This window comes from Pseudovibrio sp. Alg231-02, assembly GCF_900143565.1.
Lineage (GTDB): Bacteria > Pseudomonadota > Alphaproteobacteria > Rhizobiales > Stappiaceae > Pseudovibrio.
The window spans coordinates 13253-39728 of sequence record NZ_FREX01000005.1 but is presented as its reverse complement, the minus strand read 5'-3'; the positions used below and the strand labels follow the sequence as shown (position 1 = coordinate 39728).

23 protein-coding genes are annotated in these 26476 nt (G+C 51.3%); 17 read left to right on the top strand and 6 right to left on the bottom strand.

Going from position 1 to position 26476, the window contains the following annotated elements:
- Positions 1 to 121 precede the first annotated feature (121 nt).
- Together DHN43_RS14470 and DHN43_RS14465 are read right to left on the bottom strand one after the other, a co-directional pair.
- Entirely contained in the window at positions 122 to 1441 is a 1320-nt protein-coding gene (locus DHN43_RS14470) for a hypothetical protein (RefSeq protein ID WP_108819077.1), read from the bottom strand.
- 105 nt (positions 1442 to 1546) lie between these two features.
- Entirely contained in the window at positions 1547 to 2143 is a 597-nt protein-coding gene (locus DHN43_RS14465) for a DUF1134 domain-containing protein (RefSeq protein ID WP_108819076.1), read from the bottom strand.
- A gap of 243 nt (positions 2144 to 2386) precedes the next feature.
- Here DHN43_RS14465 and DHN43_RS14460 point away from each other — a divergent pair, with 243 nt between their 5' ends.
- From DHN43_RS14460 to DHN43_RS14425, 8 genes are all read left to right on the top strand, one after another.
- Positions 2387 to 2860, top strand: coding sequence for a hypothetical protein (locus DHN43_RS14460; RefSeq protein ID WP_208995421.1), 474 nt, complete (start codon positions 2387 to 2389; stop codon positions 2858 to 2860).
- A 93-nt stretch (positions 2861 to 2953) separates the two neighbouring features.
- A complete protein-coding gene (gene chpT, locus DHN43_RS14455; protein WP_057461958.1) occupies positions 2954 to 3610 on the top strand; it encodes a histidine phosphotransferase ChpT in 657 nt (218 codons plus the stop codon).
- A gap of 149 nt (positions 3611 to 3759) precedes the next feature.
- Positions 3760 to 6513, top strand: a complete 2754-nt coding sequence (locus DHN43_RS14450; protein ID WP_108819074.1) for a hybrid sensor histidine kinase/response regulator — start codon at positions 3760 to 3762, stop codon at positions 6511 to 6513.
- The gene (locus DHN43_RS14445; protein ID WP_057461956.1) at positions 6510 to 7007 is read left to right on the top strand and encodes a chemotaxis protein CheW; all 498 of its coding nucleotides are present in this window, start codon (positions 6510 to 6512) and stop codon (positions 7005 to 7007) included. The genes DHN43_RS14450 and DHN43_RS14445 overlap by 4 nt, the downstream gene beginning before the upstream one ends.
- A gap of 31 nt (positions 7008 to 7038) precedes the next feature.
- Positions 7039 to 7404, top strand: coding sequence for a response regulator (locus DHN43_RS14440; RefSeq protein WP_057461955.1), 366 nt, complete (start codon positions 7039 to 7041; stop codon positions 7402 to 7404).
- A 3-nt stretch (positions 7405 to 7407) separates the two neighbouring features.
- Positions 7408 to 8664, top strand: a complete 1257-nt coding sequence (locus DHN43_RS14435; protein ID WP_063291548.1) for a protein-glutamate methylesterase/protein-glutamine glutaminase — start codon at positions 7408 to 7410, stop codon at positions 8662 to 8664.
- Positions 8661 to 9587, top strand: coding sequence for a CheR family methyltransferase (locus DHN43_RS14430; protein ID WP_057461954.1), 927 nt, complete (start codon positions 8661 to 8663; stop codon positions 9585 to 9587). The genes DHN43_RS14435 and DHN43_RS14430 overlap by 4 nt, the downstream gene beginning before the upstream one ends.
- A 315-nt stretch (positions 9588 to 9902) precedes the next feature.
- Complete coding sequence (locus DHN43_RS14425) at positions 9903 to 10907, top strand: MBL fold metallo-hydrolase (protein ID WP_108819073.1); 1005 nt, start codon at positions 9903 to 9905, stop codon at positions 10905 to 10907.
- 3 nt (positions 10908 to 10910) lie between these two features.
- Here the strand turns inward: DHN43_RS14425 and DHN43_RS14420 are convergent, their stop codons facing one another.
- The 4 genes from DHN43_RS14420 to ctrA form a co-directional block, all read right to left on the bottom strand.
- On the bottom strand, positions 10911 to 11756 hold the full coding sequence (locus DHN43_RS14420) for a DMT family transporter (protein ID WP_108819072.1): 846 nt from the start codon (positions 11754 to 11756) through the stop codon (positions 10911 to 10913).
- 110 nt (positions 11757 to 11866) lie between these two features.
- Positions 11867 to 12343, bottom strand: coding sequence for a TrmO family methyltransferase domain-containing protein (locus tag DHN43_RS14415; RefSeq protein ID WP_108819071.1), 477 nt, complete (start codon positions 12341 to 12343; stop codon positions 11867 to 11869).
- Between the two features lie 153 nt (positions 12344 to 12496).
- Complete coding sequence (locus DHN43_RS14410; RefSeq protein ID WP_108819070.1) at positions 12497 to 13231, bottom strand: class I SAM-dependent methyltransferase; 735 nt, start codon at positions 13229 to 13231, stop codon at positions 12497 to 12499.
- Positions 13232 to 13366: 135 nt separating this feature from the next.
- Positions 13367 to 14056, bottom strand: coding sequence for a response regulator transcription factor CtrA (gene ctrA / locus DHN43_RS14405; RefSeq protein WP_008551652.1), 690 nt, complete (start codon positions 14054 to 14056; stop codon positions 13367 to 13369).
- 373 nt (positions 14057 to 14429) lie between these two features.
- Between ctrA and fliI the strand changes: the two genes are divergently transcribed.
- The 9 genes from fliI (at position 14430) to DHN43_RS14360 (ending at position 26381) form a co-directional block, all read left to right on the top strand.
- A complete protein-coding gene (gene fliI, locus DHN43_RS14400; RefSeq protein WP_063290411.1) occupies positions 14430 to 15755 on the top strand; it encodes a flagellar protein export ATPase FliI in 1326 nt (441 codons plus the stop codon).
- 30 nt (positions 15756 to 15785) lie between these two features.
- The gene (gene fliJ, locus DHN43_RS14395) at positions 15786 to 16193 is read left to right on the top strand and encodes a flagellar export protein FliJ (RefSeq protein ID WP_057461950.1); all 408 of its coding nucleotides are present in this window, start codon (positions 15786 to 15788) and stop codon (positions 16191 to 16193) included.
- A 237-nt stretch (positions 16194 to 16430) separates the two neighbouring features.
- Complete coding sequence (locus DHN43_RS14390; protein WP_057461949.1) at positions 16431 to 16871, top strand: paraquat-inducible protein A; 441 nt, start codon at positions 16431 to 16433, stop codon at positions 16869 to 16871.
- A 138-nt stretch (positions 16872 to 17009) separates the two neighbouring features.
- Positions 17010 to 19283, top strand: a complete 2274-nt coding sequence (locus tag DHN43_RS14385; RefSeq protein WP_108819069.1) for a mechanosensitive ion channel domain-containing protein — start codon at positions 17010 to 17012, stop codon at positions 19281 to 19283.
- Positions 19284 to 19590: 307 nt separating this feature from the next.
- A complete protein-coding gene (gene glpD, locus DHN43_RS14380; RefSeq protein ID WP_108819254.1) occupies positions 19591 to 21114 on the top strand; it encodes a glycerol-3-phosphate dehydrogenase in 1524 nt (507 codons plus the stop codon).
- Positions 21115 to 21420: 306 nt separating this feature from the next.
- A complete protein-coding gene (glpK, locus tag DHN43_RS14375) occupies positions 21421 to 22920 on the top strand; it encodes a glycerol kinase GlpK (protein ID WP_108819068.1) in 1500 nt (499 codons plus the stop codon).
- 193 nt (positions 22921 to 23113) lie between these two features.
- Complete coding sequence (locus DHN43_RS14370) at positions 23114 to 24031, top strand: dihydrodipicolinate synthase family protein (protein WP_108819067.1); 918 nt, start codon at positions 23114 to 23116, stop codon at positions 24029 to 24031.
- Complete coding sequence (locus tag DHN43_RS14365; protein WP_108819066.1) at positions 24013 to 25248, top strand: NAD(P)/FAD-dependent oxidoreductase; 1236 nt, start codon at positions 24013 to 24015, stop codon at positions 25246 to 25248. Before DHN43_RS14370 ends, DHN43_RS14365 begins: the two co-directional genes overlap by 19 nt.
- 86 nt (positions 25249 to 25334) lie before the next feature.
- Complete coding sequence (locus DHN43_RS14360; protein ID WP_108819065.1) at positions 25335 to 26381, top strand: 4-hydroxyproline epimerase; 1047 nt, start codon at positions 25335 to 25337, stop codon at positions 26379 to 26381.
- Positions 26382 to 26476 lie beyond the last annotated feature (95 nt).

The window sequence follows — 26476 nt, the reverse complement described above, 5'->3', positions numbered from 1 at the left end:
CACACATCAAGCTCCAACTCTATATTGTCCTCGTATTCTTATCCGTAAACCGGGATCGATCTGCAAGAAAACAAAAAAGGCGCCTTGTGGCGCCTTTGTCTTTGGATCAAGTTGTTTGGGTTTAACCGCTTGAGCTTCCGGTTTTTCTAGCGTCTGCGATACGCTCCGCCAGATTTTTATCGGACTGAGGCGCGGGCGCTGCATCATCGGCCTTTGCAGCTGGAGTGCTTTTTGACGCGGCTGTCTTACTTGCCGCAGCTGGCTTACGGGTGCGCGGCTTTGCTGGCGCGCGCTTGGCACGTGTCGGTTTCGGCTTTGGTGCGTCTGCCCTTGGAGCACCTGCGGCGATCGTGCTGAGATCGTTCAGGACTTCGTCGTACTTTTCAGAGAGTGGTGGGTTCTCCGAGATTGCCTTTGCTGTGATCTGAGCCGCCAGATCTTTCAGTTCATTGCGCAGATCGACGGCGTCTTCGATCTTAGAGGAACTGTTTGCTCTTTCCTCAAGCTGCTTTGTCAGCTGCTCGATGGTTTTCTTTGCTTCGTCCAGATCGTTTTCTAGGCTTTTCATAGGCTCGGGCGTTTTAATGTTCGGATTCCTGGTGCTGCGTTTGGCAGTTTTTTCATTTGCCGCTTTTTCGAGTTGAAGCGCGTGCTTTAGGTGATCGCGCTCTCGTTCCAGCGAACCATAACGGCTCTTTAGTTTTGTGAAAGACCGTGAGGCCAGTTCGGCGGCTTCTGCTGGAGATGTTGGCTGATGTTTGGTTTCAGACTCAGCAGTCATTTCCGAAACTTGCTGGGAGATCTGCGTTGCCAGTTCTGCCAGCGGGTTGTCCATGTCCTGTAGGTCCGAGGTATCGATTGGGCCTATCGGTTTGGTTGCAACTTCTTCCTCTTTCAGCTCTGCATCCAGCTCACGTGTTTTATCCGCAGCAGCCTGTTTGCTGAGTTGGATGATCTCAGCGGACGTGGTCTGATCTGCAGTTTGTGCTGCAGCTTCATCCTGAACTTCTGCTTCGGGTTCTGTCGTGATGCGATCATCTGCAGAGAACGGGATCGGCTCGGATGGATTTCTACGGCGGAGGAAGCGTGTTGCTTTTTGAGCCATGTTCTTCCGCTCGCGGGCTGATTTGAGCTGAACAACGCTGAGCTCTTCTTTGAGCTCTGCAAGTTGGGCTTCAGCTGCTGAACGGGCAGATGCGTTCTCAGCGAGTTTTTCCGTCATCCCTTCGAGGCGCACCTCCATCTGACGGATCGCAATGGCATGTTGGGCGCGTAACGCGTCTTTTGCCATTGTGGCACGGGCATAGCTTATGGGGTTGGACGTCTCAATCGCTTTCCGCGTGAGACGTACAGCACGGCCCCATATAAAGGGGAGGGCGGCGAGCGCTAGAATGCTCGCGAGGAAGAAACCCAGTGCAATGTATAGTGCAATTTCAATCACAAACTATGCCTGATCTGTTGAACGGTGTGAGGGACTGCTGCAGACTTAAGCGCATTCTCTCACACACTAACTTGCCAAAATATAACTAACGCAGGGTTAGTTATATCAGAAAGGATTCCATGTTGGCTTCCTAGTAAATTTCAAATAGCCCATGTTGAGGCCAAGGCGAGCACCAACGCCTGCGCGAACAGGCACAACGAAGATATCGTTGTTGGACAGAACCTGCATGCCGAAGCCGCCGACAAGGTAGGCAGACCCCTTCGCACCAACATAGCGGCGATAGATGGCATCGACACTTGGCAGATCGTAGACCAGCATCATAACGCGGGCGCCGTCACCGCCAACATCAAAGCCCAGGGATGGACCTTGCCAGAAGATCTGATGGTTGCCAGCGTTGCGGGTGTACAGTGTACCTTCGCCATAAGCAGCGCCTGCGAAGAACGCTGCTGAGCCTTCCTGCCCCAGGATATAACCGTTTGGTTCGCCGTACTGCTGAACTGCGCGCTCAACAACCTTTGCGAGGCCGGTGGAGATGGAACCGAAAAATTCGCCACCTGCCGTGATGATATCTTTTTGGTGGTATCGCGACTGATCAACGGATGATTGCGCAAATGAATGTGTATTGAGCGCCAGCAGTGCGAAACTGGCGCAAAGGACGATTGCAGCTTTGTTGCGCAGATTGGCGAACAGGCTCGTCATCATGCCAACGTCTCCTTCTAAGAAACCCGAGAATTTGGATTGTTCAGAGCAATTCAAATGTTAAGGGCATTGTGCAACTTTTAGGTACAACAAGTTATAGTGTCTTACATCTACCTAGTGGTTAATCATGGTATAGCTGGGTAAATGATGTACATCCCGTTGGCCTGCAGTCATGAATTTTGTATCAGTTGTCGAACTTGCTCGTTTAGTTAATGCAGGTGATTCGGACTCTGGATGGACATTCCCATGATTTCTGAGGTTTTCTACAGAAAATTTGCGCAAACGGGCAAAATTCTATGGAGTTCTATCGTTTTTTTGTGTGCCACCTCAGTTTTTGCAGGTGCGCAAGAGCGGTTCACCTACACGCTCTCCATGTGTGATCCCGTGACCTATCAGGTCTCGGAAACTCCTGAAAAGGGGCGTGAAGACCTGACGCTGTCCTGGGGTGGACGGGTTTGGGCATTTTCCAATGAGGGCAACCGAGACGCTTTTCGGCATGCTCCGGAGGTCTATGCCCCATTATTTCAGGGATGCGACGTACTCTCACTTGCGCAAGGCTACCGAGCTGAGGGATTGGCGAAAATCTACCTTGTTTATAACCAGCGATTATTGCTGTTTCAGAGCCGTGAACACCGGGCTTTGTTTCTGACAGCACCAGAGAGTTTGCTCGCGAAGGCACAAAGTCGTGCACGCGATGTAAAATGCGGTCCATATCAATGATGTCCAGCTTGGAATTAAACCAGCAGGATTGTACCTTTTTCGCCACATCTCGAATCAATCATAGGGCCTATTGGCCAAAGTTCTGGAGCGGTTATGTCAGTATTTAAAGATTTGTCATCTCTTGATCTTGCCGCACTCGTCGCAAGCCGTGTGTGCCACGACATCATTTCACCAGTCGGGGCGATCACGAACGGTCTGGAAGTGCTGGATGAAGAAGGCAATGAGGACATGGCAGACTTTGCGATGGATCTCATCCGTAAGTCAGCGCGTCAGGCTTCTGCAAAACTTCAGTTTGCCCGTCTTGCTTTTGGTGCTGCCGGATCTGCCGGTGCTTCAATCGATCTGGGCGATGCGCAAGAAGTAGCGACTGGATACATGAGCAATGAAAAGGCGAATCTGGAGTGGACCATGCCACGCCTGCTTCTGCCTAAGAATCAGGTCAAACTGATTTTGAACCTGCTGCTGCTCATGAATCAGTGTGTTCCACGGGGTGGTACCATTACCATCAGTATGGAAGGGGATGAGGGTGCTCCGAACTTTCTCCTTAAAGCTGAAGGAACGAATGCGCGAATCCCTCAGGTTGTAAGTGAGATTCTTTCCGGTCAGGAGCCAGAACGCATTGATGCCCACACTGTTCAACCGATCTATGCGGTTTTGTTGGCAGGTGAAGCGGGTCTAAATATCGAGCTCCTGAAAGACGGTGATGCCGTCATATGCAAGGCAAATACTCAAGTTTCAGAGTCTGTCTGATCCTCTGTCAAAAACAACCAGTTATTGTAGGTTGGATGAATCTTACAATCTTTCAACCTATGTTAACCGTTTCGCTTAACACTCAACCTTAGTGAAATTTAGGAGTCTCGGTTTTTGAGGCTCCCCTAAGCATTGAGTGGGTGCGGGCCATGGACGATCTTCTCAGAGAGTTTCTCACTGAGACCAATGAAAGCCTGGATGTTGTAGATGTTGAGTTGGTGAAGTTCGAGCAAGAGCCGAATAACGCCACCATTCTAAATAACATTTTCAGGTTAGTGCATACAATCAAAGGCACCTGTGGGTTTTTGGGCCTGCCGCGTCTGGAAGCGATTGCTCATGCTGCTGAAACCCTGATGGGCAAGTTCCGCGACGGTGTTCCTGTGACACACGAAGCGGTAACACTTGTCCTCGCTTCTATTGATCGCATTAAAGATATTCTTGCGGATCTTGAGGCTGCTAATGGTGCTGAGCCTGATGGCACGGACCGTGATTTGATTGATGAGCTGGAACGCCTTTCCTTAAGCGCTGACAATGACGACATGGCTGACGAAATGGCGGCAGCGATGGCGGAAGAAAAAGCAGCTGAGGAAGAAGTCGGTACCGACATTTATCAGGTGCTGGAGCGGCCTCTGCGTCCTGGTGAAGTTTCTCTTGATGATCTTGAACGTGCTTTCCAGGAAGCTGAAGTTGAGATTGAGCTGCCTGCAGTTGAAGAAGAAACTGAGGAAGATGGCGAGCCAGTTGGCGTTGCTGCTCCTAATTTTTCGGAAGCGAAGACTTCTCAGAAAGAAGTTGCCAAGCCGAAGAATCCAAGCGCTAAGGGTAAGGCATCCAGTCAGGGTGTTTCCAACCAGTCCATTCGTGTGAATGTTGAGACTTTGGAACACCTGATGACGATGGTTTCTGAACTGGTGCTGACACGCAACCAGCTTCTGGAAATTGTTCGTCGTCATGAAGACAGCGAATTCAAAGTTCCACTTCAGCGACTGTCCAACGTTACCGGTGAGTTGCAGGAAGGGGTCATGAAGACCCGCATGCAGCCAATTGGGAATGCATGGCAGAAGCTTCCACGTATTGTTCGCGATCTCTCTCAGGAACTCGATAAGCCTATCGGTCTTGAGATGATTGGTGCGGAAACAGAGCTTGATCGTCAGGTTCTGGAACTCATCAAAGATCCGCTGACACATATGATCCGTAACTCTGCCGACCACGGTCTGGAAGATCCTGCAGATCGTGTGGCTGCTGGTAAGCCTGAGAAGGGTAACATCACCCTTTCTGCTTATCATGAAGGCGGACATATCATCATCGAAGTGAAGGATGATGGTCGTGGTCTGAACCTTGAGAAGATCAAGGAAAAAGCGCTTAAGAATGGTGTGACCACCGAAGCTGAACTTGAAAAGATGGTAGATCATCAGATCTACAAGTTCATCTTTGCTGCTGGCTTCTCTACCGCGACTAACGTGACCAGTGTGTCTGGTCGTGGCGTTGGTATGGATGTTGTGCGCAACAACGTTGAGCTGATTGGTGGCTCTATTGATCTGCGCTCGACACCAGGTCGCGGTTCCAGCTTCATCATCAAGATCCCGCTGACGCTTGCCATCGTCTCCACACTGATCGTGGAAGCTGGTGGTGACCGTTATGCGATCCCACAGCTGTCCGTTGTTGAATTGGTTCGTGTTCAGTCCAACTCTGAACATCGCATCGAGCGGCTTAAAGACCGGCCTGTCCTGCGCCTGCGCAGTAAGCTGTTGCCACTGGTGCATATGTCGGAACTGCTTGGTCAGACTGAAGAGGCTGACCTTGATGAAGACAACGGCTTTATCGTGGTGATGCAGGTTGGTAGCCAGTCCTTCGGTGTTGTTGTTGATGGTGTGTTCCACACCGAAGAGATCGTTGTGAAGCCTATGTCTTCCATGCTCCGCAACATCAATATGTTCTCCGGTAACACCATTCTCGGTGATGGTTCTGTGATCATGATCATTGACCCGAACGGTGTTGCAAGTGCAATGGCAAGCCATGCTTCCGGTACTCTGACCGATACAGCTGAAGATGAGTACGAAAACGCGGAGGATCATGTGATTGATGCTGATGCTCCAATTTCATTGCTGCTGTTCCGTGCTGGTTCTGAAGAGCCGAAAGCTGTGCCGCTGTCGCTGGTGACACGCCTTGAAGAGTTTGATGTCAACAAGATCGAACACTCCAATGGCCGTGATCTGGTGCAGTACCGCGGTTCGCTGATGCCTCTGGTTTACGTGAATGAAGGCGATCGTCATAAGTCTGAGGGTACTCAGCCGATGCTGGTGTTCTCTGACAATGGTCGCTCAATGGGTCTGGTTGTTGACCAGATCGTAGACATTGTTGAAGACCGGATGACGATTGAAGTGGTTTCTGAGCGCCAGGGTGTGCTTGGTTCTGCGATTATTCGTGAGCGTGCGACTGAAGTGATCGACCTTGGCTATTATCTGCCATTGGCCTTTGATGACTGGTTCATGCGCAAGGAAATCGATACGACCACAAAGGTGAGAAAACTTCTCTTCCTCGATGACAGTGCCTTCTTCCGCAATATGCTGACACCTGTTCTGAAAGCTGCCGGTTACGATGTCACTGTTTGCTCCAGTGCCCAAAGTGGCTACGAGTTGATGGAAAAAGGCACCGACTTTGCTGCGATCGTGACTGATATCGAAATGCCGGACATCAGTGGCTATGAGTTCTGTGAGAGCCTGCGCCGTGATACCCGCTTCCGTCATATGCCAATCATCGCGCTTTCTGCTGTTGTGACGCCGGCTTCTATCGAAAAAGGCCGTCAGGCCGGGTTCGATGACTATGTGGCCAAGTTTGACCGTCCGGGTCTGTTGGCAGCGCTCAAAGATGTTTTGACCAATGAATTCGGGGTTGCAGCATGACCGCTCATAAACTCACCACAGTCGACGGTGATGACAACCGTCAGGGCAGTGCCGATCACATCCAGTATGTGACTGTTGTGATTGGCAGCCAGTTGTTTGGTCTGCCAATTTCACAGGTGCATGATGTTTTTGTGCCTGAAAAAGTAACGCAGGTTCCTTTGGCTCCGCCTGAAGTGGAAGGGGTGTTGAACCTGCGTGGACGCATTGTAACTGCTATCAATATGCGTCGTAAGCTTCATCTCAAGCCAAATGATGCTGACCAAGGCATGATGGCTGTTGGTATTGAGTACAAAGGGGAGTCCTATGGCCTTGTTATTGATGCCGTAGGAGAGGTACTCAACTTGCCAAGAAACGAGATGGAAGCAAACCCATCCAACCTTGATTTCCGTTGGGCCGAAATTTCTGGCGGGGTTCATCGTCTGGACGGGCGATTGATGGTGGTTCTTGACGTGGACCGTCTGCTCAGCTCCCTGATTGAACCTAAAGCTGCGTAAAGCATACCTTCGAAGCGAGAGAGCCGATTTAATGAAAAAGTGTCTGGTTGTTGACGATTCCAGCGTAATCCGCAAAGTGGCCCGCCGCATTCTGGAGGACATTGGATTTGAAATCACCGAGGCCGAGGACGGACAGAAGGCACTTGATGCTTGTAAAGCGTCAATGCCGGATGCGGTTCTGTTGGACTGGAATATGCCTGTCATGGACGGGCTGGAGTTTTTGGCCAAGCTTCGTGAGGAAGACGGTGGGGAAGACCCAATTGTTGTTTTCTGTACGACAGAGAACGACGTTGCTCATATCACCAAGGCTATCCGGGCTGGTGCGAACGAATACATTATGAAACCGTTTGATCGGGAGATTCTTTCAGCGAAATTTCAGGAAGTTGGATTGGTCTAAGTAATGGATATGGGCCGGCTGGGCATGTATGCAAAAGTTGAGGAGCCGAAGTCAGAGAGATCTGGTCAGATGGCACCTATCCGGGTCATGGTCGTAGACGATTCCGTTGTTATTCGTGGGCTTTTCAGCAGGTGGATTGAAGCTGATCCTGAGCTGGAAGTTGCTGCAACCCATCGTAATGGTGAATTGGCTGTAAAAGACATTGAACGCAGCAACCCTGATGTGGTTGTGCTGGATGTTGAAATGCCCGTGATGGATGGCCTGACAGCTCTTCCTAAACTTCTTGAGAAAAAACGCGATCTTATCATTGTGATGGCGTCCACGCTGACGCGCCGGAATGCTGAAGTGAGTTTGAAGGCTCTTTCTCTTGGTGCCACCGATTATGTCGCCAAGCCTGAAACGACTGGCCAAACAGCTGGTGCGGTTGAGTTTCAGAGAGAATTGCTGGAAAAATTGCGGTTGCTTGGGCGCGGTGGGAAGCGCGTTAAGCGGACCAGAACCACAGCAGAACCTGTTCGCAGAATGCGTGCTGAGATCGTCAATGATCCGCACAAAAAACGGAATGATGCCCTTACTGAGAGAACTGAAGCGCGCGCCGCGTTGCGACGTCCTCGCGGGACAGGGGTAAATGCTGCTGGAAAGCAGGAGATAACGCTCAAGCCGTATTCTTCGGTCGTGCCGCGGGCTCTTGTGATCGGCAGCTCTACCGGAGGGCCTCAAGCGCTCCAGCGTGTGCTGACAGATGCACGCGATGGTTTGCTGAAGGTGCCTGTTGTGATTACGCAGCATATGCCGCGTACGTTCACGACGATTCTGGCAGAGCATTTACATAAACAACTTCAGCTTCCTTCAAAAGAAGCTGAGCACATGGATGTATTGAAACCTGGGCACGTTTATATCGCTCCAGGCGGAATTCATTTGAAAATCGGCAAGCAGAACGGGCAGGCGGTTTCGTTGCTCGAAGACGGAGCTCCCGTCAACTTCTGTAAGCCATCTGTGGATCCACTTTTTGAAAGTGCAGCCGAAGTTTTCGGTACCGCGTGTTTGGCACTCGTTTTAACCGGCATGGGTAGTGATGGCGCAAGTGGCGTCAATGTCATTGCTGGTAAAGGCGGTAGCGTCATCGCGCAGGATGAGGCCTCCAGTGTTGTCTGGGGAATGCCAGGTGCTGCTGCCCGTACAGGGAACTGCAGCGGTATCGTGCCTCTCGATCAGATTGGTGCACATGTCAAGCGTATCTTAAAAGGAGCCGCGCGATGATGACTTCTGAATATGATTTCTTGAAGAAATTTCTGAAATCCCGTAGCGGCCTCGTTCTTTCCGATGAAAAGCAGTATCTGGTCGAAAGCCGACTGATGCCGGTTGCTCGACGTCACAACCTGAATGGACTGAGTGAGCTTATTCTTGCGATCAGCAAGCCGGGCTCCATGTCTATGCAGAATGATGTGGTTGAAGCTATGACAACCAATGAGTCATTCTTCTTCCGTGACAAGAGCCCTTTCGAGAACTTCCGGAATGTGATGCTTCCTCATTTGCTTGAGGCACGCAAAACACGCCGGAGTGCGCGCATCTGGTGTGCGGCGGCGTCTACGGGTCAGGAGCCTTATTCTCTCAGCATGTATCTGAAAGAAGACAAGGCCAAGATCGGTACATTCCGTTTCGAAATTCTGGGAACTGACATTTCCACTGAAGTGCTGGAAAAAGCTCGTACTGGTATCTACAGCCAGTTCGAGGTTCAGCGTGGTCTGCCTATTCAGATGCTGTTGAAGTACTTCTCGCAGCAGGGCGAACTGTGGCAGATGGCTCCGGAAATCCGGGCTATGGTGCAGTGGCGCAAGCTGAACCTGCTGGAAAACTTCAGCCACCTTGGTGAGTTTGACGTTGTCTTCTGCCGTAACGTGCTGATCTACTTCGATCAGCAAACGAAGATTGATGTGCTCAACCGCATCTATCGGCAGTTGCCGGATGATGGTTTCCTCGTGCTTGGTGCTGCGGAAACTGTGGTTGGTTTGACGGATGGCTTTGAGCCCTATCCAAATCTGCGTGGTGTATACCGCAAAAAGCAGGCTGCAAGCCGCCCGGCTGGTTCCTCCAGCTTCTCACGCTCTACGGCGAAGCCTTCGACCACACCTTCCAAAACGCGGCCCACCATTCAGGCCTTAGCAAGTGGTTCCCGGTTTTAGGGATGAAAAATGAAACAGGCCAGCAGATTTGCTGGCCTTTTCTTTAGGCTTTGCTGCGTTCATATACATTCAAACCCCAAACTCTCACTTTTTATTTTATGCGTATTCTAATCCGAAAATCGGAGCCGTTTTTTGGAAGTACGAGCTGACTCTCTCATTTTATTGAACGAAGATTTACTATTTGGCTGGTTGTCGTCAGTCGCAATTCAAGTTCAATGCGAGTAAATTTCTCCAAACGATACTTAGAGTTTCCCGATAGTTTGTGACTGTTGACCACCTTTGTTTGTGGTGTGTCAGGCTAATGGAGTGTGAGTGATGAGTTCTCGTGATTTCTTGAAATTAAGCCGACGAGGTGCCCTTGCTCTGGGTGCTGGTGGATTGCTTGCCACAGGGATGCGGAGTTTGGAGGCAGCTGCAGAAACTCCGATAGAAAGCTCCAATCAGCGTGCGCCAGCAACTGAATTTCAGCTTGGTGAGTTCAAGGTCTACGCTTTGCTCGATGGCACCTTTATTGCTGAGCACCCGCAGGATACGTTTGGTATGGAGCAGACGAGTGAGGTGTTTGAAAAAGCGAGCCAGGATCACTTCATCTCCTCCAACAAGTTCCGAGGCTTCTTCACACCGGTTCTGGTGAATACAGGCGATAAACTCGTTTTGTTTGATACTGGACGAGGCGTCCTTTCTCAGCCGCAAAGTGGGAATTTACTGAAGGCGCTTGCGACTGCAGGCATCCGGCCAGCTGATATTGATGTGGTTGTGCTGACGCACATGCATGCAGACCATACGGGCGGTTTGATGCAAAACGGTGTCCCGACTTTTGCAAATGCGAAGTATGTCACGAGCCCGATTGAGTTCAATTACTGGGAAAAGCTTGGTCCAGCCGCCAATGGAAGCGCTCGCGTTTTTGCTGAAAATGTGCTGCCTCTGAAAGATAAATTCGATTTTATTGATCCGGGCAGAGAAGTTGTTCCCGGTATCACTGCCGTTGAGGCTTATGGCCATACACCGGGGCATATGGCGTATTTGGTTGAAGCCAATGGACGCAAGCTGATGCTCACCGCTGATACAGCCAACCACTTTGTATGGTCACTGGCCTATCCTGATTGGCGTGTCGTGTTTGACATCGATAAAGCGCGTGCGGCGGAAACGCGTCGGCGTATCTTTGGGATGATCGCGGAAGAACGCATTCCGTTTATTGGTTACCACATGCCGTTCCCTGCCATGGGCTTTGTTGAAGCCGTGGGAGAGGGCTTTCGATTTGTCCCCGCAACTTACCAGCTGCAGCTTGGCCATGAGGATGAGCAGAACAGGCCTGAGTAATTGTCAGGGTGTGTTGGGTTTTCTCCGGTAGGCGGAAATCCCAACACCGCAGAGCACCAATGTGGTGGCGATGATGAAGCGGCTATCGATGGCTTCTGCAAGGAAAACAATTCCACCGGCTGTTGCGATGATTGGCACGGTGAGCTGAGCAACTGCTGCGGTGCTTGTCTGTAACTGCGGGATGATTGCGTACCAGAGAGCATAGCCAAGGCCGGAGGTTATGGCACCGGAGATGATGGCGAGGAGAACGCCTGAAGCTGTGATGGTGGTTGTGTCCGGAAACAGAAACAGTGCCAATGAGATGATTGGCACACCGTAGAGAAAGTTCATTCCTGTGTCTTTGAGCGGGTTTGCTGCGCCTCTGCCGATGATGGAATAAATTCCCCAGCCTATGGCGGCAATTGTCATCAATCCTGCTCCAAGCGGATCTATGCCTGCGTTTGAAGGGGAGAGAAGGTAAATGAGGCCAGAGAATGCAAGCGCTGCGCCGATCCACTTCTGGAGTGTCAGGTTTTCACGCTGAATGAATGCACCGATGAACATGGTGATTTGCACAGCGCCGAAGAGCAAAAGCGCACCGAAGCCAGCATCAAGTGAGATGTAAGCATGCGAGAAGCCAAGAATGTAGGCACACAGCGCAAGGACTGCTGTGACGTTGGGCTTTGAGAATGACAGCTTGTTGCCGCCTCGAAAGAAGATGAGTGCCAGAAGCATGAGTGCGCCAGCGACAATGCGAATACTGGCAAATGCAGATGGGCCAATCTCTCCGTCTGCCAATGCCAGACGATTCAGAACTGAGTTGGCGGCAAATGCGACCATGACAATAGATGTAAGAATAAAAAGCCTCATGGCCGCACCATGGCAACAAAGACAGGCCATGGGCAATACACTTAGGCGTTATTGAAGGTGTTTTACCAGTTAGCCTCCACGAAGACCGCAGAGGCTAACGGTTGGCTTTACTATGTGAACTCAGCTGCCCAGTTGAAGTCGGCTGAAGCTTCATAGGATTGCGGCCAGTGTTTGCACCAGTTTGGTCCATGACTGGTTTCTACCCTGTCTGAGGCAGGGAAGTAGGGCTTTATGTCCAGCAGCGGTGTACCGGGTTCTGCATCAATGTAAGGGACGGTGATGAGACCATTTTGCTCATCCATGTTTAGAAGCGAAACCGAAGAGAGGCCGATTGGGTTCGGACGAGCAGGGGACCTTGAGGCAAACGTGCCGATCTCATGACTTGCTTTGGCATATGGAGCTGGGAACTGCAGAGTGCTCCGGTCATGTGCTGTTGCTGCCTGATCTGCCCACCACAGGATGAGTGCGTGGCTAAAGTCTGACAGGTGCAGAAGGGCTGGCGTGTACTCCGGGTGGATATTGAGTTGGAACTGCCCGTTGGTTGCTGTGATGATCCCGATAGATCTCAGGTCTGCAAGAGATTGCATCTTCGTATCCTCATATGTGTTTCGGAAGTCATCAAGCTTGATGAACCTACCCTCCGCTTACTTTCACAAAAGTGCAAGCTTTGGCCGATTTGAGGAGGAAGTGCTTTTGAATTCAGATGGTTACAGAAGAATCAGAAGGTGTCTTCTTTCGGGTTAATGCGGGAGTTTTGGTTTCATTCCGAGTGCTCTGCGGATCCTGTTCTTGATCTGCTTTGATCTGAGTTTTGTTACACGGCCTCTTAGGTCTGCGACAGTATTCTCGTAAAGATCGGGGTGAATGATATCGAGGGGGAGCGGGGAAGTCGATTGTGCCGCTTTATGATTGGTTTTGGAGTACAGCAGGACGTTCTGCTTGTACCAGACGCTCACATTAGGGTTGTTCCATATCGCTGGTCTGACAATATCTATCGGGAAGAATTCTTTCTCCTCCATCAGTTTCGCCCAATAGCTTTGCCGTTGCTCGTTGATATGATGGATACCGCCTTGCTCTGGGACGGCAACGGAAAGCAAGACATTGTCTGCGCTTTCAGTCATCTTCTCCAGGACTGTATGCGCTGCAGAGCTTGACAGATGTTCAAGCACTTCAAGGCTCATGGCCAAGTCAAAATGTCTTTTTGTTTGAATGCTCTCCGGCTTTTCCAGATTAACCTGAACAAAGTTTTCCGAGGGTATGCGGAGGGAAGGTTGAGGTACCCATGCGCCGTCCAAACCGAGGATTTCTTTTGCACCGAGTTGTGTAGCTGCCAGAAGCCAGCTGCCGGTACCGCATCCAAAATCTATGACGCTCTCTGGCGACAGATGTTGGAAGACGATGGGAAGGATTTCTTTAGCTGAAGCCAGCGAGCCATCCTGTTGGTTGTCGTAGAAACCTTCGTCATACGGTTGCATCTGGCTTGTTCCTTGAAACAGTGGAAGTGTTGCCGATGCATAATGCGAAGGGGAGCGCACATAAAAAACCCCCTTACAATCAGGGTTGTAAGGGGGCTTCTACTGAAACTCTTTGAAAGTCAGCTGATAAAGCTATTAAGCTGCTTTCTCTTCTGGTTCGCGCAGAACGTATCCGCGGCCCCATACTGTTTCGATGTAGTTTTTGCCAGCTGTTGCGGAAGCGAGCTTCTTGCGCAGCTTACAAATAAACACATCGATAATTTTGAGCTCTGGTTCGTCCATACCACCGTAGAGGTGGTTGAGGAACATTTCCTTAGTGAGGGTTGTGCCCTTACGAAGGGAAAGAAGCTCTAGCATCTGATATTCTTTACCAGTCAGATGTACGCGCTGACCTGCAACTTCGACAGTTTTGGTGTCGAGGTTTACAGTGAGGTCGCCGGTAACAATAACAGACTGGGCATGACCTTTAGAACGACGCACAATTGCATGAATACGTGCAATCAGCTCGTCCTTGTGGAATGGCTTTGTCATATAATCGTCAGCGCCGAACCCAAGGCCACGGACCTTGTCTTCAATGCCAGCCAAACCGGACAGAATAAGAATAGGTGTCTTCACCTTGGATACTCGCAGTGTGCGCAGTACCTCATAACCGGACATGTCCGGCAGGTTCAGATCCAGCATGATAATATCATAATCATACAGTTTGCCGAGGTCGATGCCTTCTTCGCCGAGATCTGTCGTGTAGACATTAAAGTTCTCGGATTTGAGCATCAGTTCAATGCTTTGTGCAGTAGCACTATCGTCCTCGATCAACAATACACGCATGTTAATCCCCTCGTGTTGCCTTTCCTGGGCAGTCGCGCCGGCCCAAAAACACAAACCGTTGCGAAGGAATACTATAAACCCGACTCAATTGAATGAGTTTATGGTTAACAGAACTCGAATCGCTACCGCAAGCGTTTTACTCTCACGTAGAACAGTTCTCTGGGTACAACCTAGAATTCAAGGGTGTAACCTTTCCTGTTCACCAATTTGAGACCGGTTGGCTTTCAATCGAATCAAGTGCTACTGAAAGCCATGTTTAGACGCTTCGTTTCCTTGAAAGGGCTATACGCCATTCAAAGTCTCCCCAATAACATTAAGCAGAAGCGTAAACGATCGGTTACCAACGACGAAAATGATTAATAGGGAATCTGTTTTGGACTCGCTTTTTGCAGAAATCGAATCATGCCTCCCAACCGAAATTTACGGGAGAGTAGAAGCAGTTAAGGGACTTCTGATTGAAGTTGCAGGGCCTGTTTACGCCATGAGCGTCGGCGCGCGTCTACTAATAGAAATAGGGGAGAACGCAGCGTCAATTCAAGCTGAAGTCGTCGGGTTTCGAGACGGAAGAGCGCTTTGTATGCCATTTGGTGAGCTCGATGGTGTGCGTCATGGTAGCAAGGCGAAGCTGATTTCACGCGAGAGTATCGTCCATCCATCGAGTGCCTGGCTAGGGCGTGTTGTTAACGCTTTAGGCGAGCCGATCGATGGAAAAGGGCCTCTTCCATTCGGTTCGATCCCGAGAAAATTACGTGATTCACCACCTCCGGCTGCAGAACGAGCCCGTGTTGGGAGCCCGATCGACTTGGGTGTGAGATCCCTTAATAGTTTTGTAACGTGTTGTCAGGGGCAGCGCCTCGGTATTTTTGCCGGGTCTGGCGTGGGTAAATCGGTCCTTATGTCCATGCTTGCACGTAATGCGGAAACAGAAGTGTCTGTTATCGGTCTTATTGGTGAACGTGGACGTGAGGTTCAGGAATTCATCGAGGATGATCTGGGCGAAGAGGGGCTGGCGAAATCTGTTGTTGTTGTTGCAACGTCTGATGAAAGCGTTTTGATGCGTCGGGAAGCGGCTTATCTCACTCTTACTCTCTCTGAATATTTCCGTGATGAGGGCAAGAATGTTCTTTGTATGATGGACTCTGTTACGCGCTTTGCCATGGCGCAGCGTGAGATTGGTCTTTCTGTTGGTGAGCCACCGACCTCTAAAGGGTATACGCCAACCGTCTTTACTGAATTGCCGAAATTGCTGGAGCGCGCTGGACCAGGCGCTGTTGGCAAAGGCGCAGTGACGGCTCTCTTTACTGTGTTGGTAGAAGGCGACAACCATAATGAGCCTGTGGCCGATGCTGTTCGCGGTATTCTGGATGGGCATATTGTTATGGAGCGTGGGATTGCAGAGCGTGGTCGCTACCCGGCTATTAACGTGCTAAAATCCGTCAGTCGAACCATGCCGCGTTGCGTGCCTGAAGAAGCCTTACCGATTCTTCGGCGTGCCAAGCAGTTGATGTCTGCTTATGCGGACATGGAAGAACTGATCCGTCTGGGTGCCTATAAAGAAGGTGCAGACCCCCTTGTTGATGAGGCAATTGCCAAAAATGACGCCCTTGAAGCGTATTTGGGGCAAATGAAGGGGGAAAAAACTACAATTGAAGAGGGATATTTCCAGCTTGCTCATCTTTTGGAAATGACTCAGGCGTAAGCTCACTCTCCGGTAAAGGGAGTATTGCGTATGAAGAATCGTGAAGGCCTTTTGAAGCTTAAGAAGTTCAATGTTGATGAGAAGCGCCGTCAGGTGACTCAGATTGAAACGATGTTGAGTGATTTTGATCGAATGGCTGAAGATCTGGAGAACCAGATTGTTCAGGAGCAAAAGCGTGTTGGTATTGATGATATCAGCCATTTTGCGTATCCGACTTTCGCTCGCGCGGCTGCACAGCGCCGAGATAACCTGAAGCACTCGACTGAGGAATTGAAGTCTCAGCTTGAGAAAGCGCAGGACGAGCTGACTGACGCTGTTTCCGAGTTGAAAAAGATCGAGTTGATGGATGAGCGTGACCAAATGCGTCAACGCGCTGCCATGGATGCGATTGAACAAGACGGAATGGACGACATTGCGGGGCGGATGGCGCGTCGCTAATTCTTCCCGAGGTTGAGGGTGTCTCTCGTTCTTAGACGGAATGACCTGATACTCTGATAACCCGAACTGGTCTTAACCTCTTCATAATCCTTTATTGATCGCACTGCGCCTGTTCGCGGTGCGATACCTCGTGGTTGCTTTCATTTCACCAATGTTTATTTATAGGCTGTTGCGTCCAGGTCTCGCGCTGAGGTCTGAACAGTGTCCACTTTTCGGGAAGACGCTTCAGGAGCCTTTATGCCTGTTTTACTTGGGTTTTTAATTCCACTTGCCGCGTTTTCGTTCGGTCTGGGGCTGACATTGCCACTCTTAAGTATGGAGCGCCTTTATTTTTTGGAGGATACGCCAAGCCTGTTGCAGGTGATTGGTGGGCTCTATGACGAAGGTGAGGTTTCAATTGCCGGGCTTGTCTTTGTGTTTTCTGTTTTTCTACCTGCCCTGAAGATTCTCGTACTCGGTATTTCCGCATTGCATCGGTCATCCAGCAAGTGGCTTCGGGCGCTCAGCTATCTTGGGAAGTGGTCCATGATGGATGTGATGCTGGTGGCCTTGGTGATTTTTGCAGCCAAGACAAGCGGGCTTGCCAGTGCTCAGGTTTTGCCGGGATTGTGGTTTTACGCTGCTGCGACCCTTTCAACGGCGACTGCTGCATTCATGGTTGGGCGGGTTGCCAGATAACCCATGCATGCTTTCATCTGTCAAAAACTCTGATTGCGCAGGGTTATTTTGTCGGTTTGTCTTCACAGGATCTTCTCGTTTATGGTGTAAAGCGATAGTGTTCGCTTGAATTTTGCTCGTTTCCATTCTGGGTGATCCATGCTTTTCCGGTTTCTAATCGCAGCGTTTGCTGCGGTCTTTCTCAGTTTTGCCAGTGCTGCGCAGGCTCAAAACTCGTCCACTTCTGCTGAGGGTGGGGCTGATGTGCAGCAAGCCAAGCAAGCCCTGATCAAGGTGCTTGAAGACCCGAAAGGGCGTGAGGCGCTTGTCAAAATTTTGCAGGAGCAGCAGCCCAATGGCTCGACTGGTTCCGAGGCATCCACGGGCACAGCAAGCCCGGCTGCCAAAGCAACGATTGCGGCGCAGATCGGGACTTATGTGCAGGATGGTGTTTCCAGTTTTTATGACTTTGGCACACTCATCATCTCAGGGCTATCTGGTTATGAGGACTTGCTGGACGGCCAGTCAAAGGTGGACCATTCGCGATTGTGGGATGGTATTTTCAGCATTATTCGCGTGCTGCTGCCTGCTTATCTCGTCTTGATTATCTTACATAAGGCATCAACAGCCTACATGCGGCGGCATGAGAAAGGGCCAGAGGCTCATTCCCTTTTCTTCCGTGTTGGGTTGCTGGCGGTGACGTCTGTCTTTGATGCTGCCTTTGTCGGTATTGCGTCTGGTGTCGGTTATTTATCGGCCTACATTTTCTCGACAGACCCAACGGTGCAGAGCATCAACAATGTTGAGCTGTTTGCCATCAATGCCTTCTTCTTGATTGAAATGTCGCGTGTTGTGATCCGGTTTGTATTTGCACCGCACAGGCCTTCCTTCCGTCTGCTGCCATTCTCAGATCCGGAGGCTGTTTTTTGGGCCCGACATCTGATCCTGATTGTCGGCATCCTTGGGTTTGGTGTTCGTCTGGCCGTGCCTATGGTTGGGGTGAACTTTTCTTCGCAGCTGGCGGGCAGTGTGCGTGTCACCGTTGTGCTGGTCTGTCTTATCTATCTTGTTGCGATTATTTTCCGATCACGACTGCGGGTGCGCCATGCCATTCGCAAGTATGCTGAGAGCTTTACCGGAGCCAATTTCTCTGTTCAGCTCTTCAAAGGGCTGGGCTTTGTCTGGCACCTGTTGGCACTGCTTTATGTGTTTGCGATCATGGTCGCTTGGCTGCGTACGCCGCTTGATGCCATCAACTATATTGCCAGAACCAGCGCAATGTCCTTGCTTGTGATCTTCATCGGGCTGGGCATTATGATGTTGCTGACACGGGTTATTCGTAAGGGTGTCGACCTTCACGATGCGCTGGACCATGTGTTGCCGACGTTTGAAAAACGCCTGAACTCCTTCCTGCCGACTGTCTGCATGGTGCTGCGAGTTATCGTAGGTCTTTGTGTGATCATTGGTGTTCTGGAAGTCTGGGGTGTTGGCAATTTCTGGCAGTGGATCTGGGCGGGTGACGGGATCTCCTTTGCGAACTCCCTGATGTCTGCGGTTATTGTTATTCTGATCGGCTTTGCTCTCTGGCTGACGATCATGTCCTGGATCGACCTTCGCATTCTGGAGCGGGAAGGCAAGACAGTGTCCAGCCGCACCAAGACGCTGTTCCAGCTGTTCAGCAATGCACTCTCAATCCTGATGATCGTGATGTTCACGCTTCTGGCACTGTCAGAGCTTGGCATTCAGATTGCGCCACTGATTGCAGGTGCTGGTGTTGTTGGTCTGGCGGTCTCATTTGGCTCGCAAAAGCTGGTGCAAGATGTGATTACAGGGGCCTTCATTCAGCTTGAAAATGCAATGAACGAAGGGGACTTTGTTGAGGTTGGCGGTATTAGTGGCACCGTTGAGCGCTTAAGCATTCGCAGTGTCAGACTGCGTGATCTCAATGGTACGTCACACATCATTCCGTTCTCTTCTGTGACGAGTGTTTCTAACTCCACCCGCGACTTTGCTTATGCGGTTTCGGTTATGGGTGTTGGATATGACACGGATATTGAGGTGGCCAAAGAGGCCATGCAGGAAGCCTTCCGCCGGTTGGAAGAGACACCGCACAATGTTGCGATCCTTGGTGAGTTGGAAATGCATGGTGTTACGGCGTTTGGTGACTCTGCCATCAACATCCGGGCCCGCATTAAGACCTTGCCGGGCAGCCAGTGGGCAATCGGGCGGGCTTATAATGAGTATCTGAAGGTCGTGTTTGACGAGCGCGGCATCGATATTCCATTCCCGCAAGTGACCTACCATGTGGCAGGCGACAGCAAGCCAGAGGAGGTTCCTCAGGTTGAGCAGAAAGCTGCGCCAGCGAAAGGTCGTGGGTCCAAGGCTGCGGGCAGTGAAGGTGACAATACCTCGGAAGAGGATGGTCAGAGCTGATGTAATCTGAATTGAATCAGATACCGAAACCACGCAGTTTCGGTTTCATATGAAAAAGGCGCGTTCGTTTTGATCACGAACGCGCCTTTTTGTTGTTGCCCAGTGTTAAACAAATTGACGAGAGAAATAAGCCAAACAGACGATTTTTTTGCTTGCTTATGGGAGTTTCGTTTTAATACATATATATGATAATAGGTTTCGTTGACTTTCGAAAATATTCGAATAGGTTCGGCGTAATGAATATGCGTGCTATCACGGATTCACTGGCGAGAACCGTGACATTGAGGGGCCAGTCATGAGCAAGACCATGAGTAAGAGCTATGATCTATTTGTCATAGGGGGCGGGATCAACGGCTGCGGCATTGCTCGGGATGCCTCTGGTCGCGGACTTTCAGTTTTTTTGGCGGAAAAGACTGATTTTGCAAGCGCGACTTCTTCGGCCTCGACCAAGCTGATCCATGGCGGATTGCGGTATCTGGAATATTATGAGTTCCGTCTTGTTCGTGAAGCTTTGAAGGAACGCGAAGTTCTTTTGAATATGGCGCCGCATATCATCTGGCCGCTTCGCTTTATTCTTCCGCACCATAAAGGCTTGCGTCCGGCGTGGTTCCTGCGTCTTGGTCTGTTCATGTATGACCATCTGGGTGGTCGTAAGCTTTTGCCAGCAACAAAGACTGTGCCGCTGGACAGCGCTCCGTTTAATGATGGCTTGAAGTCTCTTTTCACGCGCGGTTTTGAATACTCCGATTGCTGGGTGAATGATGCGCGTCTGGTTGTGCTGAACGCGCGTGATGCTGCTGCACGTGGTGCTGAAATTCGTCGTAACACTGAAGTTGTCCGCGCCTCCCGCACCGCTGGTGGTTGGGAGATTGAAATTCGTGATAGCGTGAGCGGCAAGAGCGAGCTGGTGCAGGCGAAAGCGCTGGTGAATGCGGCTGGGCCCTGGGTGTCTAACGTTCTAAAAGGTGCGATTGGGCTGAACAGTCAGGCGAATGTGCGTCTGGTGAAGGGCAGCCATATCATTGTACCGAAGATGTTTGGCCATGATCGCAGCTTCATTTTCCAGAATGCGGATGGCCGTATTGTCTTCGCGATCCCTTATGAGGATGACTTTACGCTGATCGGCACCACAGATGTTGATTATCAGGATGATCCGGCAGGGGTTTCCTGTTCTGATGATGAAGTTGCGTATCTGTGCAGCGCGGTGAGTGAGTACTTCTCTAAAGAAGTGACCCCGGACATGGTTGTGCGAACCTATTCCGGTGTGCGTCCTCTTTATGATGACGGTGCGAGCGAAGCGCGTGCGGCGACTCGTGATTATGTTCTTGAGATGGATGAGGGTGAGAGCAAGGCTCCGCTACTGAGCGTATTTGGTGGCAAGATCACCACATACCGCCGTCTGGCGGAGCATGCGTTGGAGAAGCTGGTGGATTATCTGCCGCAGGCTGCCAAGAAGAACAGCTGGACCAAGGACAGCGTTTTGCCAGGTGGTGACTTTGAGCCGGGTGACTTTGGTGCGAAGGTTGCTTCTTTGAAATCAGCTTATCCGTTCCTTGAGCATGACCATGCTTATCGTCTGGTGCGCTCTTATGGTTCTGATGCCATGAAGATCCTCGGGTATGCGAAAACCACTGCTGAGATGGGCGCGCATATTGGCGGTGATCTTTATGCCTGCGAAGTGAACTGGCTGGTTGAGCAGGAATGGGCGGTCACGGCTGATGATGTTTTGTGGCGGCGTTCCAAGCTGGGATTGCATCTGCCGAAGGAAGCTGCAGGTGTGCTTGAGCATTACCTTGTCAGCTACTTTGAAGCGAGCCGCATGGCTGGTTAAGTTTCAGGCTCTGTTTTTCCTGGTGAAAGGCAGAGCCTGTTTTATGTCATGGCGCCTTGTATGGGATGGTATACGCAAAGGTTGACCTTTGTATTTTGGCACGTGACATTCTAGGTTCATCATTAGAGCACATCACGTGCATTCTCACTTACGTGCCGTGCTCTAATTTGTTTGCTTAAGCGAATTCTTATCGCTTGATTGTGAGTAATCAAGCGGAACGCGCTGTAGATTGTTTCGGCGCCTCAGAAAAATAGCTGGTGCCAATTTGGATTTTCGAAGAGGGGAACCCTCTTCCGGGAGGAATAAATGACAGGGTGGGTGCTCTCCATTGATCAGGGGACGACGTCAACGCGTGCGATCGTTTTCAATGACAGTTTCGAAAGTGTGGGTGTTGGGCAACGGGAGTTTCCGCAGCACTTTCCGCATGAAGGCTGGGTAGAGCACGATCCTGAAGACCTCTGGTCGACGACTGTTGAGACATGTCGTGAGGCTTTGTCTGGCGCTGACCTTGCTGCAGGGCAGATTATCGGGGTAGGCATTACCAACCAGCGTGAGACAACGCTGATCTGGGACCGCAAGACCGGTGAGCCGGTTTATAACGCGATTGTCTGGCAGGACCGCCGAACCTCTGCCTTCTGCAGCACATTGAAAGCGGCGGGTCATGAGGAGCTGTTCACCAGCAAGACTGGTTTGCTGCTTGATCCTTATTTCTCCGGCACCAAGGTTGCCTGGATTTTAGACAATGTCGAGGGCGTGCGTGCGCGGGCAGAAGCTGGTGAACTGGCGTTTGGTACCGTTGATACCTGGCTGATCTGGCGTTTGACAGGCGGCAAGTCCCATGTGACTGATGCGACCAACGCTTCACGTACTCTTCTCTATAACATCGGCGAAAACCGTTGGGATGACGAGCTGCTGGCTCTGCTGAACATCCCGAAGAGCCTGCTGCCGGACGTGAAAGACTGTGCGGATGACTTCGGCACAATCACAGCTGATTTGTTTGGTGCCGAGCTGCCGATTTATGGCGTGGCTGGCGACCAGCAAGCGGCAACGGTTGGGCAGGCATGCTTTAAGCAGGGCATGGTGAAGTCCACCTATGGCACTGGTTGCTTTGCATTGCTGAACACTGGTGAAGAGCTGGTTTATTCCAAGAACCGGTTGCTCTCCACGATCGCGTATCGCCTTAACGGCAAAACGACCTATGCGCTTGAAGGCTCCATTTTTATTGCCGGTGCTGCTGTGCAGTGGCTGCGTGATGGGCTGAAGATTATCGAGACTGCTGCGCAGACGCAGTTGATGGCGGAAAATGCAGATCCGGAAAGCCATGTTTATCTGGTTCCGGCGTTTGTTGGTTTGGGTGCTCCTTACTGGGACCCAGAAGCACGCGCGGCTATTTTTGGTATGACCCGTTCCACTGGGCAGGACGAGATTGCACGGGCAGCACTGGAAAGTGTTGGCTACCAGACTGTTGATCTGATCAACTCTAAATCATCCGATATGGGCTCTCCACTCAACGGCGATACCGTGCTGCGCGTTGATGGCGGTATGGTTGCTTCTGACTGGACCATGCAGTTCCTTGCGGACATTCTTGGCCGTCCGGTGGATCGCCCTGTTGTGCAGGAAACCACGGCGCTTGGCGTTGCGTGGCTTGCTGGTATGAAAGCGGGTGTGTGGCCGAGCATGGAAGAATTCTCTAAGCGCTGGCATCTGGACCGTCGTTTTGAGCCGAACATGGACACGACCGAGCGTGAGAAGCGACTCTCCGGTTGGCATGATGCTGTTTCCCGGACCCGTTCTCAGGCCTCCTGAACTGGGTGATATTAAGCTGCGGGAGGTGTCGGATTGCCGGTTACACACTTTCCGCAGCGTTATTAACTTGCTGAATTTATTGCTTTTCCACTGTGGTGCTGGATTTATTTGTTTTCAGATATATCACAGTATTGACCTTTGAAGGATTGAAGGTCATATTGCCTGTAATATATCACAGGTGAGGATAATCAAAATGTGGACTGGTGTTTACCCGGCTGTCACAACAAAGTTTACAGAGAACGATGAGCTTGATTTTGCAGAGATGGAGCGTTGCTTCCAACTGCAGATGGACGCTGGCTGCGATGGCATCATTGTTTGTGGTTCTCTTGGTGAAGCGATGGCGCTGGAGCCAGAAGAGAAAATCGAAATTCTCAAGCTCGCCAAAAAGGTTTGTGGGTCCAAACACGTTATCATGACTGTGTGCGAAAGCTCCACACGCCGCGCGATGAAAGCAGCGGCGGATGCAGCGGCAGCTGGTGCAAATGGTCTGATGGTTCTGCCGGGCGTTCCCTACCGCTCTGCACCGCATGAGACTGTGGTGCATATCAAGGCAGTTGCCAAAGCTGGCGGTGTTCCGGTGATGGTTTACAACAACCCGGTTGCTTACGGTGTTGATGTGACATTGGATATGTTCGCTGAGCTGGCAGACGAGCCGCTTATCGTGGCGATGAAAGAGTCCACCGATGACATTCGCCGCGCAACAGAAGTGATCAACCGCTTTGGCGATCGTTTCAAGGTGCTGACCGGCGTTGATAACCTTGCGCTTGAAAGCCTGATGATGGGCGTTGATGGCTGGGTTGCTGGCCTTGTTGTGGCTTTCCCACGCGAAACTGTTGCTATCTACAAGCTGGCAAAAGCTGGGCGTTATCAGGAAGCGCTTGAGATCTACCGTTGGTTCCGCCCGCTTCTCGATCTGGATGTCTCCACCAATCTAGTCCAAAATATCAAGTTGGCAGAGATGGTCGCTATCGGCTCTAATGACCGTGTTCGTGCGCCACGTCTGGCTTTGTCCGGTGCGGAGCGTGCGCGTGTCATCAAGGTGGTGGAAGATGCTGTTGCATGCCGCCCGGAACTGCCGGAGCTTAAAGAGCTATGCGACACATCCATGTAATCGGAGCCGGGGTTGTTGGATTGGCAACAGCCCTGCGCCTTCAGCAAGAAGGCCATAAGGTTGCTCTGATTGACCGCAATGGTCCGGGTGAAATGGCTAGCCGTGGCAACGCGGCTGGCATTGCATGGACCGACGTTGCGCCTTTGGCATCCAAGGGCATTTGGCGGAAAATACCCGGCTGGCTGTTAGACCCGCTGGGGCCACTTTCTGTGCGCCCTGCTTATGCACTCAAGATCCTACCATGGATGCTGAGGTTCTCGCGGGCATCGCTTCCTGACAAACTGAAACACAGCGTTCTTGGCAAAGCTGCGATCAACAAGGCTTCGTTGCCTGCATGGGAACGGCTGTGGCAATCCTCAGGCACGCGACATCATGTGTTTATGAAGGGCTGTCTTGAGGTTTATACCGAGCACAGTCAGATTGAGGGTGTTCGTAAGGGCTGGCAGGAGCAACGTGAGCATGGCATTGAGGTTGAAGAGCTCAATGGCAACCAGATCCGTGAGTTAGAACCTGATTTTTCTGAAAATGTTGTTGGTGGAGCACTGGTGCCGGGATGGATGAGTGTTGATGATCCGCATGCCCTGTGCCTGAGCCTTGCAGAGGCTTTTGAGCGCAACGGCGGTAAGATCCTCAAGTCCTCGGTTTCCCATGTTCAGCCGCAGGGTGATCACATTGTTCTGCATCTGGAAGGTGAAGAGCAAATCCTCAGCGATCATGCGGTGATTGCCTGTGGGGCCTGGTCCAAAACACTGGCGGCTCAGTTGGGAGACAAGGTGCCGCTGGAAACGGAGCGCGGATACAACACCACATTTTCCGAGCCGAATGTTGCTTTGAAGCATGCTGTTATGGTGCCAGGACTTGGCTTTGCAGTGACGCAGCTTTCTCACGGATTGCGGGTTGGCGGTGCTGTTGAGTTTGGCGGACTGGAGATGGAAGCCAACTGGAAGCGGGCTGACGCGATGGCCGAGAAGGCATCTCGTTTGTTACCCGGCCTGAACCGTGAAAACGGCATTCGCTGGATGGGGCATCGGCCTTCTATGCCGGATACTTTGCCGGTGATCGGACATTCTAAACAAAGCGACCGCGTGACTTATGCGTTTGGGCATGGTCATCATGGGCTCACACAGGCAGCTATTACGGCTGAGTTGGTCAGTGACCTGATTTGCGGTGAAACATCAAAAATAGATTGCACACTTTACAGTGCTCAACGATTTTAAGCGCGGTTCTGCCGGGGGAGAGTGAGGGCTCCATCGGTTGACTGCCGGCATCCTGTATTGATGCCATGGAATAAGGGGAGGGGAGCTTGGTCTCCAAGAGTTTTTTCTGTGTTGATGGGCATACCTGCGGTAACCCCGTGCGACTGGTTGCGGGCGGCACGCCAGCCTTGCGCGGCAATGATATGCTGGAGCGGAGGGCGGATTTTCTCAAGCGCTATGACTGGATCAGAACCGGATTGATGTTTGAGCCGCGTGGGCATGACATGATGTCCGGCTCCATGCTGTTTCCTCCAACACGGCCTGACTGTGATGTGGCAGTGCTGTTTATTGAGACATCCGGCTGTTTGCCCATGTGTGGGCATGGCACCATCGGTACGATTACTATGGCGCTGGAAGAGGGGCTTATTGAGCCTCGAGAGCCGGGCAAGGTGTATTTGGATACGCCTGCTGGTCTTGTGGTTGCTGAGTATTTTGAAAAAGACGGATATGTTGAGAGTGTTCGTCTGACCAACGTGCCAAGCTATCTGGCAGAGACTGGTTTGAGCGTTGACCTGCCGGGTGTGGGTGAGATCAGCGTTGATGTGGCGTATGGCGGCAACTTCTACGCCATTGTTGAAGAGCAGGAGAACTTTCCGGGCCTTGAAAAGGTAGGTGTCTCACAGCTGCTCGACTGGAGCCCACGATTGCGGGCTGCATTGAATGAGAAGTACTCCGTGACCCATGCCGAAGATGAACGCATCCACGGTATCAGCCACATTCAATGGACTGGCAAGCCGACCTCGGATGCTGCTGATCGGCGCAATGCGGTGTTTTATGGCGATAAGGCACTGGACCGCAGCCCATGTGGCACCGGCACTTCTGCCCGCCTTGCGCACCTTTATGCCAAGGGCGAGCTGAAGGTTGGCGACACCATGCGCCATGAATCCATCATCGGGTCTGTGTTTGTGGGTGGTGTGAAGGAAACAACCAAAGTGGGCGGGCATGACGGCATCATCCCAACCATCGAAGGCTGGGCTCGCAAAACAGGCTACAATACCCTCTTCCTTGACGATCGTGACCCCTACATGACTGGCTTCCAACTGGCTGCCGATGGTGTGAAGCACTTTCCGGAGAAGGGGACATACGGAAAGTGATTGTGAATGGTAGGCAAGAGTGAGTTTCTTGCTTTGGCAAGCCACTCTTACCTTTCCAAGCATTAGAGCACGTCGCGTTCATTAGCATTCACGCA

Excerpts from the sequence above, each read along its gene's own strand:
- DHN43_RS14465 (WP_108819076.1), bottom strand. The coding sequence starts at position 2,143 with ATGATGACGAGCCTGTTCGCCAATCTGCGCAACAAAGCTGCAATCGTC.
- DHN43_RS14460 (WP_208995421.1), top strand. The coding sequence starts at position 2,387 with ATGATTTCTGAGGTTTTCTACAGAAAATTTGCGCAAACGGGCAAAATT.
- chpT (WP_057461958.1), top strand. The coding sequence starts at position 2,954 with ATGTCAGTATTTAAAGATTTGTCATCTCTTGATCTTGCCGCACTCGTC.
- DHN43_RS14450 (WP_108819074.1), top strand. The coding sequence starts at position 3,760 with ATGGACGATCTTCTCAGAGAGTTTCTCACTGAGACCAATGAAAGCCTG.
- DHN43_RS14445 (WP_057461956.1), top strand. The coding sequence starts at position 6,510 with ATGACCGCTCATAAACTCACCACAGTCGACGGTGATGACAACCGTCAG.
- DHN43_RS14440 (WP_057461955.1), top strand. The coding sequence starts at position 7,039 with ATGAAAAAGTGTCTGGTTGTTGACGATTCCAGCGTAATCCGCAAAGTG.
- DHN43_RS14435 (WP_063291548.1), top strand. The coding sequence starts at position 7,408 with ATGGATATGGGCCGGCTGGGCATGTATGCAAAAGTTGAGGAGCCGAAG.
- DHN43_RS14430 (WP_057461954.1), top strand. The coding sequence starts at position 8,661 with ATGATGACTTCTGAATATGATTTCTTGAAGAAATTTCTGAAATCCCGT.
- DHN43_RS14425 (WP_108819073.1), top strand. The coding sequence starts at position 9,903 with ATGAGTTCTCGTGATTTCTTGAAATTAAGCCGACGAGGTGCCCTTGCT.
- DHN43_RS14420 (WP_108819072.1), bottom strand. The coding sequence starts at position 11,756 with ATGAGGCTTTTTATTCTTACATCTATTGTCATGGTCGCATTTGCCGCC.
- DHN43_RS14415 (WP_108819071.1), bottom strand. The coding sequence starts at position 12,343 with ATGCAATCTCTTGCAGACCTGAGATCTATCGGGATCATCACAGCAACC.
- DHN43_RS14410 (WP_108819070.1), bottom strand. The coding sequence starts at position 13,231 with ATGCAACCGTATGACGAAGGTTTCTACGACAACCAACAGGATGGCTCG.
- ctrA (WP_008551652.1), bottom strand. The coding sequence starts at position 14,056 with ATGCGTGTATTGTTGATCGAGGACGATAGTGCTACTGCACAAAGCATT.
- fliJ (WP_057461950.1), top strand. The coding sequence starts at position 15,786 with ATGAAGAATCGTGAAGGCCTTTTGAAGCTTAAGAAGTTCAATGTTGAT.
- DHN43_RS14390 (WP_057461949.1), top strand. The coding sequence starts at position 16,431 with ATGCCTGTTTTACTTGGGTTTTTAATTCCACTTGCCGCGTTTTCGTTC.
- DHN43_RS14385 (WP_108819069.1), top strand. The coding sequence starts at position 17,010 with ATGCTTTTCCGGTTTCTAATCGCAGCGTTTGCTGCGGTCTTTCTCAGT.
- glpD (WP_108819254.1), top strand. The coding sequence starts at position 19,591 with ATGAGTAAGAGCTATGATCTATTTGTCATAGGGGGCGGGATCAACGGC.
- glpK (WP_108819068.1), top strand. The coding sequence starts at position 21,421 with ATGACAGGGTGGGTGCTCTCCATTGATCAGGGGACGACGTCAACGCGT.
- DHN43_RS14370 (WP_108819067.1), top strand. The coding sequence starts at position 23,114 with ATGTGGACTGGTGTTTACCCGGCTGTCACAACAAAGTTTACAGAGAAC.
- DHN43_RS14365 (WP_108819066.1), top strand. The coding sequence starts at position 24,013 with ATGCGACACATCCATGTAATCGGAGCCGGGGTTGTTGGATTGGCAACA.